This window comes from Verrucomicrobiota bacterium, assembly GCA_016871535.1.
In the GTDB taxonomy this organism is placed as follows: Bacteria; Verrucomicrobiota; Verrucomicrobiia; order Limisphaerales; family SIBE01; genus VHCZ01.
Map to the genome: position 1 here is coordinate 76,187 of VHCZ01000001.1, position 20,140 is coordinate 96,326.

A 20,140-nucleotide genomic window follows, 5' to 3' on the forward strand; every position below is an offset into this window, starting at 1 on the left:
TGTTGTCCACGTAATCGAACCTGATCCGAGTCCCACTCCTAATCCTGATCCTGGCCAAAGATATTTGAAATTAAACCACGGATTCACACGGATTGGAAAGAATTCAAATCCGTGTTTATCCGTGTCATCCGTGGTTAAAAAACTGAGCTTCATTCGATTTGCCCGTTCAACCCCGAGGCGCGGTGTCGGGCGTGATGGCCAGTCGCAGCAGCGTACTCCGCTGGCTTCTCGGCGGTTTGAAACCGTTGATGGGGTTGGTGAACGTGTGGTTCGGGTCGAAGGCCAGCAGAACGGCGTCGCCCCGCTGGATCAATGGAGTCAGGTCCAGGCCTGGCGGCGCCACAAAGTTGCGCTGCTGCGGATGGGGTTGAAGGTAGGAATAGAACGAGGCCACCGACGCATTGAGGGCCGGATTTTCAAGCTGGCCTCGCTGGTTGTCGCCAAACGAACTGCGCCGCGCATTGATCGCCTCCTGAAATCTCCCGCCATGTTGAAGGACGAAGTTTTGGAGCGCCATTCCTTTGCTCGGTTCCAGCTTGAACTCCTTCTTCTCGCCCGGCGGCAGCGTGCTCAACTCAAACACCAGCGAGCGCACGACGATTCGCGCGTCGGTCAGCGGATGGTCCAGCATGTTTTGGACGCTGACGTCCCAGGTCGCGCCTTGAGTGGAAATCGAGGCCAGGAGCGGAGGCGTTCCCGGTTGGAGCCAATCGTTCACGTAAAGGAGACTGGTCCACACCGGAACGAAGACCTCGGCGCGGAAAGTGTTGCCATGCTGTTCAATCGTCGCGCGGCTGCTCTCGCGTCCGCTGCCGTAAAGGTCGAGCACCTCGCCGCGCAACGTCGCGTGCGTCTGATCGGCCACATCCGGTGCCGCCGGGGTGAAGGCGACTGGATATCGCGCGTTCGACGAGGAATAGACCGAGGCATAAGTGCGTCCGCGAAGGTCGGCGCGATTGGCGCCGCGCGGGAGAATATCCACCACGTGCAGTTCGTTCCATTCCGTTTCCCCTGCCCTCAGTTTGTAGCCAATGAAATAAATCAGGAGCGAAAACAACACGACGTAGGTGGGAAAGGTGACCCAGGTGAGCATCTGGCGTCCGATCTTTTTCAGCCAGTATTGGTCGAACGGGCCGATGACGATGAGATAAACGACCAGCAGCAGGAGCAGCCATTGCACGGGCAATTTGCGCACTTGCCGGCTGTCGATCAGCGCGCCAAAAACGCCGTCCAAGCTGAACCCGCCATAGGCTGAGATATCAGGCGCGGTGTACCAATCCGACGGCACGCCGATGAGTTTGGACCAGAACCAGGGGCGATTTTTCCACGACCGGAACGGTTCGCGTTCCGGACTGAACGTCAGCACCGTGACCTGGCCCCGGCCGCGTTTGGCATCGATGATCAAAGGCCGGCCTTGAGCTTCAAGGACCATGCGTCCATCCCGCAGGGAACCTATCGCCACCGCGGCTTGAGCTTGAGCGAATGCGGGATCCGCGGCGAGAGTGGCGTAGGAGTTTTGCCCGCCGAAATTTCCCCGCCGCCGGGAAGAAATGACGGAGGCCCGCAACACCGCCTCTCCGCTGTCGCCGCTCTGGAGCCACTGTTGAAGCGAGGCATCCACGGTGACGTTGACCAGGTCTTTGAGGTCGCAGGGAAGAAGCTGTTGCAGCCAGGGCGTGGAGTTCACGTCGGCCAACTGTTCGACCCCCACGATGAGATGCCCGCCGCCCCGGACCCACGCGAGCAACGCCGACACCTGGTTCACTTTCAATTCCAGAGCTTTCTCCGAGTTCAGGTAGAAAACGTCCAGCCCCTCCAGCGCAATGGGGCTATCCGGGAATTGTTCGACCAGCATCCGCGCGACTTGCGGTTTGAGTTCGGGCCGGTTTTGCCGCGACTCCGGAAGGGCGGGCATCCCCGCAAAGGATCGCGACAACGAACCCATGAGGATGCCTTCCCAGGCCAGGATCCGGGGCTGCAAGTTCGGCCGCTCCGCCTGGACCCGGCCGCGGTCGTCCACCAGGCGCGCGCTCCATTGAGAAAACCGGCCTCCGGACGCGAACATGGGAATGACGAACCGCTTGCGGGTGTTGGTAGGCAACTCCATCGCAACCCGGCGCACCTGGTCGGCGCGAAGGTTGGCCGCGGACAGTTCGAGATAGGCGTTGAAAGTCGGGCCGTCGTTGAACACTTCGCACGCGATCGGAAACCAGCTTGCCTCGCGCACGACGCTGTCGTAGCCGACGAAGATGTCGAACTGCAACTCCGCGCGGAGCGAGGCGGCCAGGGAATGGAGCAAGACGCATAAGCCCAGGGCAAAGCGAAGCGGCCGCCGCCCGATTCGAGAGAAGATTCGCCGTTCGCCGAATTGCGCGGATTCTGAATTGTTTGGTCTCATGGTCTGCCAGCTCCGGCCCTTACTATGCCTTTCCTTCTGGAAATATCCAGCTTGCGTTTGGACCTGCGCCGCGCTCTGCATGCTCAATCTTGGCGAAAGCACGGCATTGTTTCGATCAGACAGCGTGGACTCCTTTTGGCTCACGCGGAACTCGACCGGTTCTCGCAGGCGCGCGACCGATGGACAAATTCATGTTGCATATGCAACACAAACTTGTCCGTGTCGTGCATGGATGATTGAAAGCGGGAAATCCCTCTGGGCGAGCCTGTCCTAGCGAGCCGATTTCGGACGTGTTCCAAGCGCGTGAAGCGGCTCGCCGGGACGGACTCGCCCTACCGGTTTCCTGGACCGTTTGCTTGGAACCGTGACTATGGCAGCTTATCACGGATCGCCCGCGCGACCTGCGCGACCTCGACGTTCTTGCGCCCCGCACTGAAAACTCATACAACCCTTCGCGTGTCAACGAATCCGCTGATCGACATTCGCAATACCCGCCTGCAAAAGGCGGCTTCCCTCCGTTCTTTGGGCTTGAACCCTTACGTCTCCCGCAGCCGCCGCTCTCATTACGCCAAAGCCATTCTCGACGGTTTCGATGCCTTGCAAGCCCAGGAAGTCACGGTGGCCGGGCGCTTGCTGTCATGGCGGAAACAAGGCGCGCTGGCCTTTGGCCACGTCCAGGATCAGACCGGGCGGATTCAGTTGTTCCTCCGCCGCCAGGTTGTGCAACCCACCGACGCGGCCGCGGGCCGCCTGGGCTACGCGGAAACGAACCTCCTGGACCTGGGCGATGTCGTCGAAGCCACCGGCAAAGTCGTGAAGACCGAACGCGGGGAAATCTCCGTGCTGGTCGAAAGTTTGCGTTTGCTCACCAAAGCCATCCGGCCCTTGCCGGACCAATGGTCGGGCTTGAAGGACCGCGAGCAGATTCTTCGCAAGCGTTACCTGGACGCCATCCTGGATGCGTCGTCGTTCGACCGGTTTTCAGCCACGTGCAGGATGGTCGCTGCCCTCCGGGCCTTCCTGAACGAGCGCGGGTTTCTCGAATTTCAGACGCCCGCCATTCAACCGCAATACGGCGGCGGCACGGCGAAGCCGTTCAAAACGCACGTCAACGCGCTGGGCTGCGAAATGTACCTGGCCATCTCCCACGAGCTTTATCTCAAGCGCCTGATCGTCGCGGGCTATGACAAAGTCTATACCATCGGACGCTATTTCCGGAACGAAGGCATCGACCGCAGCCATCACCCGGAGTTCGCGATGGTCGAGACCATGACGGCGTACGAGAACTACGAATACAACATGAACCTGATCGAGGACATGTTCCGCCACGTCGCGATCAGCGCTTTTGGCCGGACCACCTTCAACGTCCGCGGCCACGTCATCGATTTCAGCCAGCCGTGGCGGCGCGTGAGCATGGCGGACGCCGTGAAGGAAAAGACCGGCGTTGACTTCCCGGTTTTGCAGGCGGTTGAAGAAGCCAACGCGCGGCTGGCCTCGCTCGGAATCAACGAGCCGCAACCCGGCATTGGGGAGGCGCTCGTCAAGGCGTTTGAGGTCAAAGTCGAACCGGAACTGATTCAGCCGACGCTCGTGTTCGGGCATCCGGTTGAAATCTCGCCGCTGGCCAAACCGATGGCGGCGGATCCGCGTTTTGCCGAGCGTTTCGAGATTTTCATCGCGGGCATGGAATGCGGCGACAACTGGTCCGAGCAGAACGACCCGGTGCATTTGCTCGAAACCTGGCGGAAAGCGTATCGGGCGGAGGAACGCGACGCCGGCAAGTTCCACACGCTGGATTTCGATTTTGTGGAGGCGCTGGAATACGGCATGCCGCCCACGACGGGGATTGGTCCGGGCATCGAGCGCATGGCGATGATTTTCACGGAGCAGGAAAACATCGACGACGTGATTTTCTTTCCGCTGATGCGGCCCGCGGTCTCGCCGATCAACGCCACGATTTACGGCATCCACGAGCCGACGCTGGCGCCGGTGGAGGACCTGGCGTTGTCCCTGGAGGATTTTGAGGCGCTCTGCGACGCAGGCGTTTTGAAACCGCACGCGCACAACCTGACGGTGAAGCCGCACGTGCGACTGTGGCCTCCGGCGCCGGCGGGGGGAAGGGCGCGCGTCTCGGCGCACGCGGAGATCGAAGGGTTCCTCCCTCACAGCGTCCTCCGTCTGGCGGGCCTAAAGGTGGGCGGCGACCAGGCGATCGCCGGGGAAGACGAAAAGCGCAAAATCGCGGAGTCGTTCGAGTTGATTTTGGGGCAACTGATGCGAAAGCGTTTCCCCGATTGCCATGTCACCGTCTCGCCGCCGACGGTGCTGCGGCACGTTTGATCTGGCAGTTTATCTTTGGCTCACATAGGCGCCGTGAAGCTCGACATTCAAGCAGACCATCGTTTCCGGTTTTACGCTGCCTTAAGGGTCTGTGCAAAAATAAATTCCGGTTTTGCCGGAGGTGATTTCGCTTTCTGGCGAGGCACGACGAAGGAGCATAGCCAGGGCTCCGCGACTGAGGAGAAACGAAGCCAGAAAGCGAAATCGCCCCAGCCCTCCGGGGCGGGGCGGCGCCTGGCCGGCTGCGGCGTTGCTCGTCGGTCACAGCCCCAAAACGGGGATGCTCCCTCCTCGCGCCTTGCATCCGGCCAGGCGGCGCTCCCGCCAAAACCGGAAGTTATTTTTGCACAGACCCTAAGTGGCGGCTGTCGTCGGCGGTTGAGCGGCTCGTTCCCCCTCACCCCGGCCCTCTCCCTCGGGGAGAGGGAGAACCCTGCGCTGTGCTTCCGTGAACCCGACGGATCCGGACTTGCCCCAGCGCGGCCGACGATGTTCCCTCTCCCTGAGGGAGAGGGTCAGGGTGAAGGGGAAGACACTGGAAGACGATCCATCGTATCAGCCACCGAAAACAGAGAGGAGCACCGTTTCTTTGCGCGGAGCCAGACGCACCCTGGCTTTTGCTTCGGCTTCAAGTTGCGCCCGCTTGGTCGATGCCTGGCGCTAGTTCTAGCGTGGCTTTTCGCATGGTGCGGCGCGGCGCAGACGACGCAAACGCCAGGCCAGGGCACAACTCCCACTCCTCCGGGCCGGGCGGGCGGCCGCGGCGCTTTCGGATTCAGCCTGTCGCCGACACTGGCGACGCAAATGCTGTCGCAGGGCGACAAAAATCAGGACCAGAAACTGGCGAAGGACGAGTTCAACGCTCTGCCGGATGCGTGGTTCGACGCGCTCGACACGGATGGCATCGGCCGGGTGACTCAGGACGAATTCAACGAACGCTTTGGAAGCCTGTTGCCGCCGCCGCCGGGTTTTGGCCAGCGCGGCAGCGGGCTGCCGACCGCCGGACGCGGCGGTTTTGCCTCCAGCCGTTACGTCGGCTTTTTCTCGGTGCTCGACGCAGACCAGGATGGCTTTCTCACGCGCGACGAATTGAAAGCCATGTTCGAAAGATGGTTCAACGAATGGGCCAGGGCGAGCGGCGGGTCTCTGGATCGCGAGCAACTGGTCGCGGGTTTTAATTCCGTCTTGCCGCGCACGAACATGGGAGGCGCGACCGGAGGCGAAGCGCAAGTTCCGATTCCGGGGCTTCCCAAACCACCGCCGTCGCCGGTTCTTTCTCCCGCAGAAGCCCTCCGCACGCTTCATTTGCCCGAAGGATTCAGAGCGGAATTAGCCGCGAGCGAACCGATGATCGAGGACCCCATCACGATGGCCTTCGATGAGGACGGACGGCTGTTCGTGGTCGAGATGCGGGGTTTCATGCTCGACATCGATCGCACCGGCGAACGCGAACCGAGCGGGCGAATCGTGCGGCTCGAAGATGCCGACGGAGATGGACGCTTCGACAAGGCCAGCGTGTTCGTCGATCAACTCGTGCTGCCGCGAGCGATCGCAGCAGTCCACGGCGGCCTTCTCTACGTTTCGGATTACAAACTTTGGTTCGCCCAGGATACGGATGGAGACGGCAAGGCCGATCGCACTGAGTTGGTGGACGATGCTTACGGCAACGGGAATGTCGAGCACGGGCCGAACGGCCTGATGCGCGCGATGGACAACTGGATTTACAACGCTGAGTCGCAGTATCGCTACCGATTCGTCCGCGGCGTGCTGATCAAGCAGCGCACGGAATTCCGCGGCCAATGGGGCCTGACGCACGACAATTACGGCCGGCTGTTCTACAACGTGAACAACAGCCAGCTTCTGGGTGATTTCGCGCCGCCCAATTACATGGGACGCAACCCACACCACCGCACCGCCGCCGGATTGAATCTGGCCGTGGCGACGGACCAGCGGGTTTTCACGATCCGCATGAACACCGCGGTCAACCGCGGTTATCTGACGAATGTCCTCGACGCGACCGGCAAACTCTACGTGTTCGCTTCCTCGTGCAGTCCGCTCATCTATCGAGGCGACAATTTTCCGGATGAATTCCAGGGGAACGCCTTCGTTTGCGATCCCAGCGCAAACTTGATCAAACGCAATCTCGTCTTCGACCAAAACCTGACGCTCACCTCGCGGTTTGCCTACACGAATTCCGAATTTCTCGCTTCGACGGACGAGCGGTTTCGACCGTGCAATATCTTCAACGGACCGGACGGGACTCTCTGGGTCGTCGATATGTATCGCGGCGTGATCCAATATGGGATGTTCATGACCGCTTATTTGCGGCGTGACACGCTGGAGCGCGGTTTGGACAAAGGCATCCACTACGGCCGCATTTACCGGATCGTCTCCACGGGCAAGCCGCCGGGGAAGTTTCCTCAACTGTCGAAGCTTGGCTCGCAGGCGTTGACCGAACGCCTGTCAGATCCAAACGGCTGGATTCGCGACACGGCGCAACGACTGTTGGTCGAGCGCGGGGATCGTTCGGTTGTTGCGGAACTGGCGCGGCTCGCTGTTTCTGGAGCAAACCCGCTCGGTCGCATCCACGCCTTATGGACCTTGGAAGGTCTTCTCCTCGTGTTGCCGAATGACCAATCCGCAATCCGCAATCCGCAATCCGCAATTCCTCAGCCGCACGCGCTCCGCCTCGCCCATGTCGAACCCACCCTCCTGTTGGAAGCTCCGGATCTGACACCCGAAGTTCTGGGTGCCTGTGTGAAGGCCGCCGGCGATGAGCATCCCAAAGTCCAGGCCGCCGCGATTCGCGTCGCCGAAGCGCTCACGGCGTCGAATCGCGCCCACCAAAAGGCGGTTCTGCAAAAACTCACGTCCCTCGGCCGGGGCGCGGCGTCGGAAGTGGTTTTCCAGGCCGCGCTCGCGGCGGGGAATCTCGCGAAGCCCGAAAGCCTGCCGTTGCTGGCATCGATTGCCGAATCCGACGCCGAACACTCGCTGATTCGCCACGCCGTCCTGAGCGGGCTTCGGGATTGGGAACTTCAATTTCTGCAAATCCTGCTGGCGGATCCTCGCTGGCAAAACTTACAACCGGGACGCGGCGCGTTTCTTCAAGCATTGGCCGGCGCCATTGTGAATGAGCGGGACGCCCGCAAGACGGAGACGCTTCTCGCCCTCGCCGCGGGGCAAAAGCCGGGACAATTCTGGCGGCGCAAGAGCTTGCTGGATGGAATGGCCGCAAACGCGCAAAACCGGTTTTTCCAGCCTATCGCCCTGGGCGCGGTTCCGGCGGCGCTGGAAACGTTGGGCCAATCGGACGACACTGCCGTTCGCGAACAGAGCGAGCGGATCAGGAAATTGTTTTCCTGGCCTGGGCATCAGACGGCTTCGGCGGCTGCCTCTGAAGGCGCGGTTCGCGCTGAGCTTTCCGGAAACGGGAGCGTGATTGAGGCGGGCAAACTTCTTTATCAACAAATCTGCGCCGGCTGTCATGGATTGGAGGGCGAAGGGCTCACGCCGCTTGCGCCGCCGCTCGTCAATTCCGACTGGGTGCTCGGCTCGGAAGCGCGCCTCATTCGGATTGCTCTTCACGGCGTCGCGGGGCCTATCCACGTGAATGCCACTCGCTACGAACCGCCGATGACGTTGCCGGACATGCCTTCGCTGAGGGACGCATTGGACAACACCCAGATTGCCGCCGTGCTCAGTTTCATCCGCCAGAGTTTCGGGAACGGCGCCGCGCCTGTCACCAGCGTCCGTGTTGCAAGAATCCGTCGTGAAACGGAAAAGCGCGAGACGCCGTGGTCGGAGGAGGAGCTTTTGCAGATCGAACCTTAAAAGAGCAATTGGCGGCAAGTTGCCGCCGAAGGCCAGGCCCCAGAGACGGCCTTCCGGATCGCGGTTCACGCCGTGGAGTTTTATCCAACCACGGATGAACAGGGATGAACACGGATAGGAGCGCAACTTTGAATCCGTGTTTATCCGTGTCCATCCGTGGTTAAAAAATCTGGGAGAGGATTTCACGAGAACTTCAGAAGTCGCGGCTACGAGGGGGAATCGCCGTCTGCTGGGCATCAAAACTCAAAATTGGTCCAAGGATCAGGATTACGAGTATGATTAGGAGCAGGCGTCAATTCGCGCTAATTCGTGGAATTCGTGTCAGCCAGGTCACTCCATCGTCGCCGTTCTGGGTTCAAACGCGCCGGATTGCCATTCGCCTTCGCGCTTTGTCGCGACCAACCTCAAGCCGGCTCGCTCATACGCATCGCGGACGTTATGAAACTCGCGGGCGAGAATCCCGGCCAGCACCAATCGTCCTCCTGGCTTCAGCCGATTCAAAATTCGCCCGGCTTCCTTGAGCAGCACGGTGGCGATCAGGTTCGCGCAGATGAGGTCGTAATGGTGTGAATCGCGTGCGGGCAATCGGCTCAGGTCCTGGCGCGCAATTGCGACTCGCTCCGTCACCCGATTTCTCTTGCTGTTCGCTTTGGCAACTCGAACTGCGACGGGATCGAGGTCGAATGCCCGGACAGGTTGGTATCCCAGTTTGGCCGCCGCGATGGCGAGAATTCCAGAACCGGTGCCGATGTCCAAAAAAGACTGCGGGACCCCGGCCTGGCGAAAGCCCGCCAGTTGCTCCAGGCAAAATGCGGTCGTGGGATGCTGGCCGGTTCCGAAACTCAAGCCGGGGTCGAGGATGACCACCGCCTGGTTCTTTCGAGGCCGGCGTTTGCTCCAACTGGGCCGGATGAGCAACGCGCTGCCGATCTCGATGGTCTTGAAATGTTTTTTCCACGACTCCGCCCAATCCTGGCGCGGCACTCGGGAGACGGTGGTGGTCGCGGGGCGAATGTCCAATCCGAAACTCGCGATCTGTCTGACGCCTTGCCGCAAGGCCTCCCGCCACGCGCGTGCACCGCCGGGAGCCTTCGAGAAATGGACGGTGACGACCGGTTTCCCAGATTCCTCCGAGGTGTAAACCGACGGCACGTTCCCGAACAATCTCTCCAGCAGCGCCGCGACGGCTTCCTCGGCCTGCGACGATGTGACCACAGAAACTTGCCAGAGCACGGCGGCTTTCATTCAAGGGCTTGCGGATGACGGAATCGACGACTGAAGCTGGAAATGGGAATTAGCCCTTTAATTAATTAACAGGAGGTGGGTAACAGAGATTCGTGAACGCTGGCCGGCGCGCCTGGTCCAGTAGTTGCGGGTGGATGAGATCGGCGTCGATTCTTTCGTTCCGAAGCGATCTCGCTCCGTTGCCTCTGTTGACTCCTGTTGAAAGCGGCAGTCACGGGATATCCCGCCAGGGCGCGAAATTCAGAATCTGCACTTCCGTCTTGTGCGGGAAGCAATCCACCACGGTCAGGCTGGCGTAATCGATGTCGAAGCCCGACATCTTGACGAGCGGGATATCCAGAAGAATCGCCAGCATCATGCGAATGACTCCGCCGTGGCAAACCACTCCGATCGACCGGCCTGGCGCGGCCCGGAGAATTTCCCGCAACGCCTGCTCGATTCGCTCGCGAAACCCTCCGGCGGACTCCGCGCCGGCCATGAGACCGCGATCCAATTGATCGAGCCATTGGAAAGCGCTGATGCCGAACCGGACTTTGACATCTTCCCAGGTCAACCCAGTCCAGGATCCGAAATCCACTTCGCGAAGTTCCTCCAGGAAACGCGGGCGCGCATGCTGGGCCGCAAAGAGCTTTTCGACGGTTTGTTGGACGCGCTTCATCGGGCTGGCGTAGATCGCGTCGAAGGGAGTGCGCCGAAGATAGGCCGCCAGTTTCCCGGCTTGTTCGTGTCCCAACGGGGAGAGATCCATGTCGATTCGGCCGCCAAAGACGCGCTGGTAACGCTCTTCCACCTCGGCGTGGCGAATCAGAAAAAGTCGCGTCGGAGCGTCCATGTCAACGGCCGACCCACTCCGTGCCGTTCCTGGCTTTGAGCGCCGTCCCCTGGCGTTCGAACAGTTGGCGCAATCCGGTTTTCGCGAGATCGATCATCTGCGCGAGTTGGCTCTCCGTGAAGGTGGCTTCTTCGCCGGAGCCTTGGAGTTCAATAAACTCGCCGGTTGAAGTCAGGACCACGTTCAGGTCCACCTCGGCGCCGGCGTCTTCCGCGTAGCACAGATCCAGCAGCGCCTGGCCTTTCACGATGCCAACGCTGACCGCGGCGACAGGATTCAGCAGCGGATCCTCCGTGAGCTTGCCTTCTGCCAGCAGCTTTCCGATGGCGAATCGCAACGCGACGAACGATCCGGTAATGGCTGCGGTGCGCGTGCCGCCATCGGCCTGGAGCACGTCGCAATCGATCCAGATCGTGCGCGGGCCGATTTTTTGCAGATCGACCGCCGCGCGGATCGAGCGTCCGATCAAACGCTGAATCTCCTGCGAACGGCCGTCGATCTTGCCTTTGGAAATGTCTCGTGGCTTGCGCTGCAAAGTCGAGTAAGGGAGCATCGAGTATTCGGCGGTGATCCAGCCGCCGGGAACGTTCTGTTCCTTCATCCAGCGCGGGACGGTGTCCTCCACGGTCACGCCGCAAATGACGCGGGTTTGACCCCATTCAATCAAGGTCGAACCCGTCGCGTGCGGGGCGATGTGGTTGTGAAACCGCACGGGGCGCAATTCGTTCGCACGCCGCCCATCGGGGCGCGCGGGGGATTCGGTCAAGTTGTCGCTCATGAACGCGGCGCATCGTAGAGGCGCCCCTGGCGCCGGGCAACGTTGAAAGAGGGTCCCGCACTGCATTGTGTGGCTGATACACTCGATTTCATTCCTTGGCGAGGGGCGTCATCCAGGCGTCTTCCCCCTCACCCTGGCCCTCTCCCTCAGGGAGAGGGAACATCGTCCGCTGCGTTGGAGCAAGTCTGGTGGGTCGGATTCGCAGAGACACAGCGATGGGGTTCTCCCTCTCCCCAAGGGAGAGGGCCGGGGTGAGGGGGAAGGTGACGATCAAGCCACCGGCGCGTCGCCGCTGAGAATCGCGAAGAACCTGACAGAGCGTTGAAGAAGGCGGCTATTTCCCGGGCGGGTTGATGATTTCGCTGATTTTGAAGATGGGCAGAAACATGCAAATGACGATGCCGCCGACCACCACGCCGAGGAAAACAATCAGCAGCGGCTCGATCAGGGAAGTCAGCCCGGAAAGGGTCGTTTCAATCTCTTCGTCCAAAAAATCCGCCACGCGTTCGAGCATCGAGTCGATTTTCCCGGTTCGCTCGCCGGCAGTGATCATGCGGATGATCATGGTCGGAAACACCGAGTGTTTGCCCAGTGCGGCGGAGATACCATCGCCTTTCTCGATGTCACCGGAGGCGACGCGGATGGCTTTTTCCATGACGACATTGCCGCACGTATTGGCCACGATGTTCAGCACTTCCAGGAATCGGCACACCGCTCCGAATGAGAGAGGCCAGCGTCCGCGTGAAGCGAGCGAGGCAGATTTTGTGGGCAATCACCCCGAAGATCGGGAGTTTGATCCGCGTCCGGTCCCAGAACTCGCGGCCTTGCTTGGTCTTCAGATAAGCGAACCAGCCATATACGATCGCGCCAACCGCGGGCAGAATGTAGAGGATCGAGTGCTGCATGAACTCGCTGATCTTGATCAGGTACGCCGTGGGGGTGGGCAAGTTGGCCCCAAAGCCGGCGAAGATCTCGCCGAACACCGGCACGACGCGGACGAGCAGAAAAATCGTGATCCCGATGGCGATCAGTGTGACTGCCGTCGGATACATCATGGCGGACTTGACCTTCTTGCGCAGGCGCGCGGTGTTTTCCAGATAAGTGGCCAGGCGCGCGAGAATCTCCGCCAACAGACCGCCTTTCTCCCCGGCGTCCACCATGCAGACATAAAGGCGGTTGAACACCTTGGGATGCTTCGTCAGCGCCGTCGAGAAACCGTCGCCTCCTTCGACCCGCGAACAAACATCCTTGATGACATCGCGCATGACTTTGTTGGTGGTCTGCTCCGCAAGAGCCTGCAAGGACTGGACCATGGCGAGACCGGCGTCGATCATGGTCGCGAGTTGGCGGGTAAAGACCACGAGGTCCGCGAGCGGCACGCTCCCGCCGGCGGTCTTCCCTTTGCGGATCATCTTCTCCTGGATGGAAACGACCAGCAGATTGCGATTGAGCAGGGCGGCGATGGCGGCTTGCTCGGACGCAGCCTCGAGTGTGCTGCGGATCTCCCTGCCTGAGCCAGCTTCCCTCGCCAAGTAAATGTACGAAGGCATAACAACGCTTGTTAGAGCGTGTCCGAAAATTCCGCGGGGTCCTGTTTTCGCGCCAAAGGCCGGATGGCGAGGCGCGACGAAGGAGAATATCCTCCCTGGATCTTCGACTGAGGAGCAACGAAGCCAGGCGGCCTTTGGCGCGAAAACCCTCCGGGCGGCGGGTCTTTTGTCCGTGGCCTGCGTTGGCTCGGTCCTTACAGCCCGCGTTGGGGATGCTCGGACCTCGCCGCCTTGGCCACAGCCAAAATCCCTCGCCGCAGGACCCCGCGCAATTTTCGGACAGGCTCTTAGGTACCATCTTGGATCGGAAATGCAAGTGAATCGGCAGAATCGGCAGAGTTAGCAGAGTTAGGTGGAGCGAGGACTCCCGCCGAGCCAATGCCATCCTGGGAAACTTCCACGGCCTTCGAGCCGCGGACCGCAGCCTTCAGGCTGCTTCAGCGCACTCTCCGCGGTCGAGCGTTGAAGCGGCCTAACCCGGATATTTCACACTCCTTCATGGGGAGCGCACGCGCCTCGCGTGCTGCGTGCGGCGCCTCGCCGCAATCGGGCGCCTTGGATTTGAAACACTTTGAGGGGTTTGCCGACGCCGGACCCGTCGGCGAGGCGCCGACGGGGACACGCGGGGGCGCGTGTGCTCCCCACGGAGTGTGAAGTATCCGGCCTAAAGGCCACGGTCCGAAGAGGCGGTTCATGGGAAGGCTCGCCAGGAACCTCGCCCCACCGTCGTTAACCGACGGGTTGATCGGTAGAAACTTGGCGGACTTCGCAGGAGCTTTGCGCATGTCTGGACAACAACCATGAACCACGTATTGGCTTACGAGAAGGTAACTTCAACCAGGATTTCCGCGTCTTAAGCCCTGCCAGCATGTCTCCATCCATCCACACCCGGGAAAACCGCGAATTCGCCACGGAAATTAAGTTCCTGATCGATCCTGCCGCCGCCGGCAAGATTCTGGATTGGGCGCGGGCCAATCTGGCTCCGGATCCGCAGGCGGGGGGCGACTCGCTCGACACGTATCAAATCACGAGCCTTTACTTCGACACCGAGCAATACGACGTGTTCCACCGGCGCGGTTCGTTTGGCCGGAGCAAGTATCGCATTCGACGCTACGATCTCGGCGAAGTGGCATTCCTGGAGCGAAAACTGAAGACCCGAGGTCTCCTCACCAAGCGCAGAACGATCGTCAAACTTGGCGAATTGGAGCGGCTGTCCGAGCCGGGTTCGGGGCGGGATTGGGCGGGGCATTGGTTTCACCAGAGACTTCTGGCGCGGCAGCTCCGGCTCGTGTGCCAGATCACGTATCGGCGCACGGCGCGCGTCGCGATGACGAATCACGGCCCGATCCGGCTCACGATGGACGAGCGGATCTGTGCGCGGCCTGCGACCGGCCTTGCCTTCAACGACGCCGGGGAAAGCACGGCGCTGTCGGAGAGCCGGATCATTCTCGAACTGAAATATCGAGTGGAAATGCCGGCGCTTTTCCGACCGATGGTGGAGAGTTTTGAACTCACGCCTCAGCCGGTTTCCAAGTATCGCCTGGCCGCGGCCGCCCTTGGTCTGGTCGCGGATTTTGCGCCGCCGCCGGAGACCTCGGCGCCATCCGTCCCAACTTTATGCGCGCTGGGCTGACGTCAGTTCCTTCAGGACTGGAGAGCGCACGCGCCTTCGCGTGTTTCGTCCGGCGCCCCGCCGGTCGAAACGTCGGCCCGGTTCAGTCACTGACGGTGATTGGTCCGACCGTTGAAAGGTGGCCAGCGGGGGCGCCGACCACAGCACGCGGGGCGCGTGCGCTCCCCGGAAGCGAGGGAAAATTTGCCAGAAAGCTAAGTATGAAATCCATCATTCAAATTACGTCGCTGCTCCTTCTGCTTGCGCTTTTACCGGCGGCCGCGCAGGGGCGCGTGGTCATCAACGAGATTTTCTACAACGCGCCGAACGACCTTGAGGATCTCGAATACGTCGAACTCCACAACACGGGCAGCGAAGCGGTCGATCTGGGCGGCTGGGCGTTTACCAAGGGCATCAAGTTCAAGTTCGAGGCCGGCGCGAAGATCGACGCCAAGGGCTTTTTGGTGCTCTGCCGGAATCGCGACCGTTTCAAGGAATTCTACAGCGTTCCGGTGCATGGCGCGTTCGATCAACCGCTCAGCAACAAAGGCGAGCAACTCGAACTTTCCGACGCCGCGGGCAAAGCGGTGGACGCGGTCAAATACAAAGACGACGCGCCGTGGCCCCTGGGCGCGGACGGATTCTCCGGTTCGCTGGAGCGCATTTGCCCGGACACCAACGGCGACACGCCCTCCAACTGGGCCGCCTCGCCTCTGTCAGAAGACCGCATCAAGCCTGCCGGAACGCCCGGCAAAGCGAACGCCAGTTATTCCCCGCAGTTGCCGCCGACAATCGCGAAAGTGAAGTTCACGCCGGAAATTGCCGCGCCGGACCAGCCAATCACTGTCGAGGCCGATGTCAGCGATTCCGTCGGCGCAAGCGAAGTGAGCTTGCTCTACCGCCTCGCTGGCGCCGGCTTCGAAAAACCGGAGACCTCGGTGCCGATGAAGAAAGTCTCGGACGTTCGCTATGCGGCGGTCATTCCCGGCCAGGCGAAGGATCAATTGATCCGCTTCCGCATCGAAGCAAAAAGTCCGAACGGCGCGCGCAGGTTCCATCCCGCGGAAACTGAGCCGCGACCGGCGCTTTCCACTTATGTTCATCAAACGGCTGCGTCCGGGAAGATTCCTTTGGCGTGGATCATCAACACGACGGAGGCCGAGCTTAAGTCGGCTGAACAAAGGTCCCGGTTCGCGGGCCGCGGCGGATTTTTCCCAGGCGGCTTCGGGGGTCGGGGCGGCGGGTTTGGCGGGCCCGGTGGATTTGGGCGCGGAGGTTTTGGGCCGGGGATGTTCGTTGCGCCGCAGATGATGTTGCAGGCGGATAAGAACGCAGATCAGAAACTTTCGAAAGCAGAGTTCACGGCGCTGGCGGAGACCTGGTTCGACAAACTGGATCCGGACAAAGCGGGCAAGCTGAACCAGGACCAGTTCAACGAGAGGTTCGGCGAATTGCTGCCGCCGCCGCAGGGATTCGGTCCGCCCGGCGAAGGCCCTCGCGGTGGGCGGGGCGGCTTTGGTCCGACCATGTTTGTTGCGCCCGGTCTGTTTTCTGTGGCTGACGCAAACAAAGACACGGTCCTCACGCGCGAGGAATTCCAGGCCGCATTTGGAAAATGGTTTGGAGATTGGGATCAGGACAAGAGCGGTTCGCTCGACGAAGGAAAACTCAACACGGGCTTGAATGCGACGCTCCCGCCACCGCAGTTCGGAGGCCGGGGCGGATTTGGCGGACGCGGCGGAGACCGAGAGCGGGGAGCGGGAGAATTTCGCGGGCCGGGCGGATTCGGGGGCCGAGGCGGATTCGGCTTCAGAGCAGGGCCGACTGAGCCGACTTCGAGCCGGTCTGCTTTCGTTTATTTCGATCCGGAAACACGCCAACTCCAGTTGTTCGACTTCGTCCAGGTCGTGCCGAGGAAGGGCGGGCAAAAAGTCCACTTCTACAAGGATCAACCTCTCAAGAAGATGACCACCATCAACCTGATTTTTGAGAGCGAAAACGCCGCGCTGGCGGAGCCGCTCGCTTATGAAGTCTATCGGAGAGTCGGCGTGGCCGCGCCGCAGAGTCATCATGTTCGCCTTGCGTTGAACGGCCAGCCCGCGGGCTACTCCCTGTTGGTCGAACAGGTGAATCGGGCGTTCCTCCGCAGAAACAAGCTTTCCGATGACGGCAACCTTTACAAACTGCTCTGGTACGAGCGCGACCTGGTCCGGCAGCACGAAAAAAAGACCAACACGCGGGAAGGCCACGACGACCTCCTCTCGCTGATCAACGCCCTGCAAAAGACGCAGGGTGACGAGCAATGGGAAATCATCAAAAAGAACTTCGACGTCGAACAGATGGTCAATTACTTCGTGGCCAGCATGGCGCTGTCGAATTGGGACGGATTCTGGAACAATTACTTCACTTACCACGACGTGCACGGCTCGGGCAAATGGACCATGTATCCCTGGGATGAGGACAACACCTGGGGCACTTCGATGGGGTTCGGCGGGATGGGCCAGGTGTTCTACAACATGCCCATCACGTTCGGCATGAATGGCGACACGCCGCCGGGAGGTCGGCGCGGCTTCGGCGGGGGCGGCGGCGCCGGTTGGTGGCGCCAGCCGGGCTATTTCTCAGGACCGCTCCTGGCCAATCCGCAGTTCCGCAAGCTCTTTCTTGCGCGGATGAAGGAGGCGCTGGAATCCATTTACACGGAAGAAGTCTTTGTTCCGATCATCAACGCCATGGGTGAGCGCTTGAGGCCGGAAGTCTCCCTGCGCGCGGAAGCGTTCGGGATGGATGCCTCCCGTGCGCTCCAGAATCTCGATCAATTGCTCCAGGCTTTCCGCGATCACGTGAAGAAGCGGCGTGAGTTCTTGCTGGCCCAGGAGGAAGTCAAGAACGCCGGCCAACCTGGCGCTCGTTAAGAACCGGTGTCTAACACGGAGATCACAGCATGGCGAAGCATGGCGGAGTCGATACCAAATTCTGCAACATGCGGCATGTTCGCGAAGATTTTGGAACCGCCGATGTCGCGGATGGGCGCGGAGATGAGTGAGGTCGGGATAGGTGATCTGGTTTTCATCCGCGTGATCCGCGCAATCCGCGGTTTGGTTGGTTACGGCCGGACATTTTCGCTTCAGGCGTTGATCGGTTCACGAAAGGCACAAATCGACTTATGAAGACCCAAAAACCGGCGAGCATCGTCTTGCTTCAGAGTTTCAGAACCATTTGCTTCGCTTTATTTACCTCTGTTTCCTTCTCTCTGCCGGCGCAGGAAAGCCCGTCGCCGCGAGCGACCAATCCAGATCAGGCAGCCAGCCAGGAGTCCGGGGCCGCCCCGAACGTCCAGGGTTCCCAGCCGGAAGGACGCGGCGGGCGTGGCGGTTTGGGCCGGGGCGGGCAGGGCGGGCCTGGATTTGGCGGCTTCGGCGGCGGGCCGCAACAAACCAAGTTGGTGCCCCAATTCGACAAGGACGGCGACAAACGTCTCAACGCCGAAGAACGCAAAGCGGCTCGCGAGTTTCTTCAAACTCGGCGCGCTCAAGGGCGCGGCCCTGGCGGTCGAGGCGGTTTTGGTCCCGGCATGATGCTGGCGCCGCAAGTCGTTTCCCAGGGGGACAAGAATGGGGATCAGAAACTGAGCAAGGACGAATTCCGCGCGTTGGCCGAGGCGTGGTTCGATAAGATGGATACAGAGGCAGCCGGGAAATTGAACCAGGAAAAATTTGTCGAGAAATTCAGCGAAGTCCTTCCACCGCCTCAGGGATTCGGCGGACGAAGAGCTGGGCCGACCGAGGGAGATCCTCCACTTCGACGAGGCCGGCCGGGCGATGCGCCAGATCAACCTCGAACCGAAGCCGCGGCCCCCTCCCAACCTCCAGCCGCCAGCACTCCCGGCGCCGCTCAAACCTCGCGTCCCGACGCTTCGGCCAACGCGCCGGAGGGTCGCCGCGGCGATGGCGCTCCGCGCGGCCAGCCTGGACGCGGAGGTGGCGGACGCGGCGGATTCGGCCCGGGTGGGTTCGGACCGGCCGCATTTGTTGCGCCCGGCCTGTTCACCGCCGCGGATGCGAACAAGGACGACGCGCTAACTCGCGCCGAGTTCAAGGGCGCGTTTGAGAAATGGTTCGCTGAATGGGACGCCGACAAAAGCGGCTTGCTCGATGAGGAGAGAATCCGCGAAGGCCTGAACGTTTCGTTGCCTCGGCCGAACTTCGGCGGGCCGGGCGGTTTCGGAGGCCGCGGTCGCGGCGGCAATCAAGGTCCGCCACCGCCGGGGCCAAGATTGACGCCGGCGGACGTGAAATTCGTCCCGGACCAGACTCCGCTTTACGACTCCTTCACGTTGCGAACGTTGTTCCTCGAATTTGAAAACGCGGATTGGGAGAAGGAACTCGCCGACTTCTATCACACGGATGTCGAAGTGCCGGCGAAGTTGCGGGTGGATGGCCGGACGTATCGCGAGGTTGGCGTCCATTTCCGGGGCACGACCTCCTACATGTCGGTCGGCGAAGGCCAGAAGCGGTCCTTGAATCTCTCGCTCGATTTCGTGCATGGCAAACAAGACCTGCACGGCTACACCACGCTCAACCTGCTCAATTCGCATTCCGATCCGACGTTTCTGCGGACAGTTCTTTACAATCACATCGCCCGCGAATTCATCCCCGCGCCTCGGGCCAACTACGTGCGGGTCGTGATCAACGGCGAAAGTTGGGGCACTTATGTGAACTCGCAGCAGTTTAACAAAGAGTTCCTCAAAGATTGGTTCGGTTCGTCCAAAGGCGCGCGCTGGAAAATGCTCGGCAACCAGCGCGGACAGGGCCGGTTCAATTATCTGGGGGAAGACGTGGCCGAGTACAAACGCCTCTATGAAATCAAGAGCAAGGACGATCCCAAAGCGTGGGCCGATCTGATCAAACTTTGCCGCGTGCTCGACCAAACCCCGCCTGACAAACTGGAGGAAGCGATCGCGCCGCTCCTCGACATCGATGGCATCCTGAAGTTCCTCGCCCTGGACAATGTCCTGATCAACAGCGACGGCTATTGGGTCCGCACGGGCGATTGGAACGTTTGCCAGGATGCCAAAGGCCGTTTCCACATTGTTCCGAATGACGCCAATGAAACTTTCGCGCCCCCCAACGGCCCCGGATTCGGCGGCGGCGGACCGGGCTTTGGCGGTGGCCGTGGCGGTCAGGGGGAATTGAGAGTCGAAGGCGTCAAGCTGGATCCGCTCGCGGGCATTGACGATCCGGACAAGCCGCTGCTGCACAAACTCCTCGCGGTGCCCTCGCTGCGCGAACGCTACCTCGGTTTTGTTCGGGCCATCGCCGAGACCTGGCTCGATTGGAACAAACTCAGCCCGCTGGTCCAGCAATATCAAGCCGTGATTGCCGAGGACGTGACGACGGACACGCACAAGCTTTATCCGACGGAGGCGTTCGCAAAAGGCGTCACGGAAGACATGGATGAGCCCGGCTTTCGCGGTCCACGCCGGAGCTTGAGCTTGAAAAGCTTTGCCGACCAACGCCGCGAGTACTTGCTGAGTTACGAGCCTAAGAACTGA

10 protein-coding genes and 1 pseudogene are annotated in these 20,140 nt (G+C 60.9%); 6 read left to right on the forward strand and 5 right to left on the reverse strand.

What is annotated here, in order from left to right; all coding sequences use genetic code 11:
- Nucleotides 1-166: 166 nt before the first annotated feature.
- Nucleotides 167-2,398, reverse strand: coding sequence for a hypothetical protein (locus tag FJ398_00290; GenBank protein ID MBM3836397.1), 2,232 nt, complete (start codon nt 2,396-2,398; stop codon nt 167-169).
- Between the two features lie 249 nt (nt 2,399-2,647).
- On the opposite strand from FJ398_00290, the gene lysS reads away from it, so the two are divergent.
- Together lysS and FJ398_00300 are read left to right on the forward strand one after the other, a co-directional pair.
- Nucleotides 2,648-4,738: a lysine--tRNA ligase gene (gene lysS, locus FJ398_00295; protein MBM3836398.1), complete on the forward strand. Its 2,091-nt coding sequence runs from the start codon at nt 2,648-2,650 to the stop codon at nt 4,736-4,738.
- 489 nt (nt 4,739-5,227) lie between these two features.
- Nucleotides 5,228-8,572, forward strand: a complete 3,345-nt coding sequence (locus tag FJ398_00300; protein ID MBM3836399.1) for a c-type cytochrome — start codon at nt 5,228-5,230, stop codon at nt 8,570-8,572.
- A 330-nt stretch (nt 8,573-8,902) separates the two neighbouring features.
- Here FJ398_00300 and prmA read toward each other — a convergent pair whose 3' ends face one another.
- The 4 genes and pseudogenes from prmA to FJ398_00320 all read right to left on the reverse strand — a co-directional run bounded on the left by prmA (nt 8,903) and on the right by FJ398_00320 (nt 12,977).
- Complete coding sequence (gene prmA / locus FJ398_00305) at nt 8,903-9,817, reverse strand: 50S ribosomal protein L11 methyltransferase (protein ID MBM3836400.1); 915 nt, start codon at nt 9,815-9,817, stop codon at nt 8,903-8,905.
- 211 nt (nt 9,818-10,028) lie between these two features.
- Nucleotides 10,029-10,649: a histidine phosphatase family protein gene (locus tag FJ398_00310; GenBank protein MBM3836401.1), complete on the reverse strand. Its 621-nt coding sequence runs from the start codon at nt 10,647-10,649 to the stop codon at nt 10,029-10,031.
- Nucleotide 10,650: 1 nt separating this feature from the next.
- On the reverse strand, nt 10,651-11,427 hold the full coding sequence (locus FJ398_00315) for a ribonuclease PH (GenBank protein ID MBM3836402.1): 777 nt from the start codon (nt 11,425-11,427) through the stop codon (nt 10,651-10,653).
- A gap of 334 nt (nt 11,428-11,761) precedes the next feature.
- A pseudogene (locus FJ398_00320) lies at nt 11,762-12,977 on the reverse strand (type II secretion system F family protein).
- A gap of 868 nt (nt 12,978-13,845) precedes the next feature.
- On the opposite strand from FJ398_00320, the gene FJ398_00325 reads away from it, so the two are divergent.
- From FJ398_00325 to FJ398_00340, 4 genes are all read left to right on the forward strand, one after another.
- Nucleotides 13,846-14,610 carry a polyphosphate polymerase domain-containing protein gene (locus FJ398_00325; protein ID MBM3836403.1) on the forward strand — a complete coding sequence of 255 codons (765 nt, stop codon included), beginning with the start codon at nt 13,846-13,848 and terminating at the stop codon, nt 14,608-14,610.
- Nucleotides 14,595-17,501 (forward strand): hypothetical protein, encoded by a 2,907-nt coding sequence (locus FJ398_00330; protein MBM3836404.1) that lies wholly within the window; start codon nt 14,595-14,597, stop codon nt 17,499-17,501. Before FJ398_00325 ends, FJ398_00330 begins: the two co-directional genes overlap by 16 nt.
- 75 nt (nt 17,502-17,576) lie before the next feature.
- Nucleotides 17,577-17,756 (forward strand): hypothetical protein, encoded by a 180-nt coding sequence (locus tag FJ398_00335; protein MBM3836405.1) that lies wholly within the window; start codon nt 17,577-17,579, stop codon nt 17,754-17,756.
- Nucleotides 17,753-20,140 carry a spore coat protein CotH gene (locus tag FJ398_00340; protein ID MBM3836406.1) on the forward strand — a complete coding sequence of 796 codons (2,388 nt, stop codon included), beginning with the start codon at nt 17,753-17,755 and terminating at the stop codon, nt 20,138-20,140. Before FJ398_00335 ends, FJ398_00340 begins: the two co-directional genes overlap by 4 nt.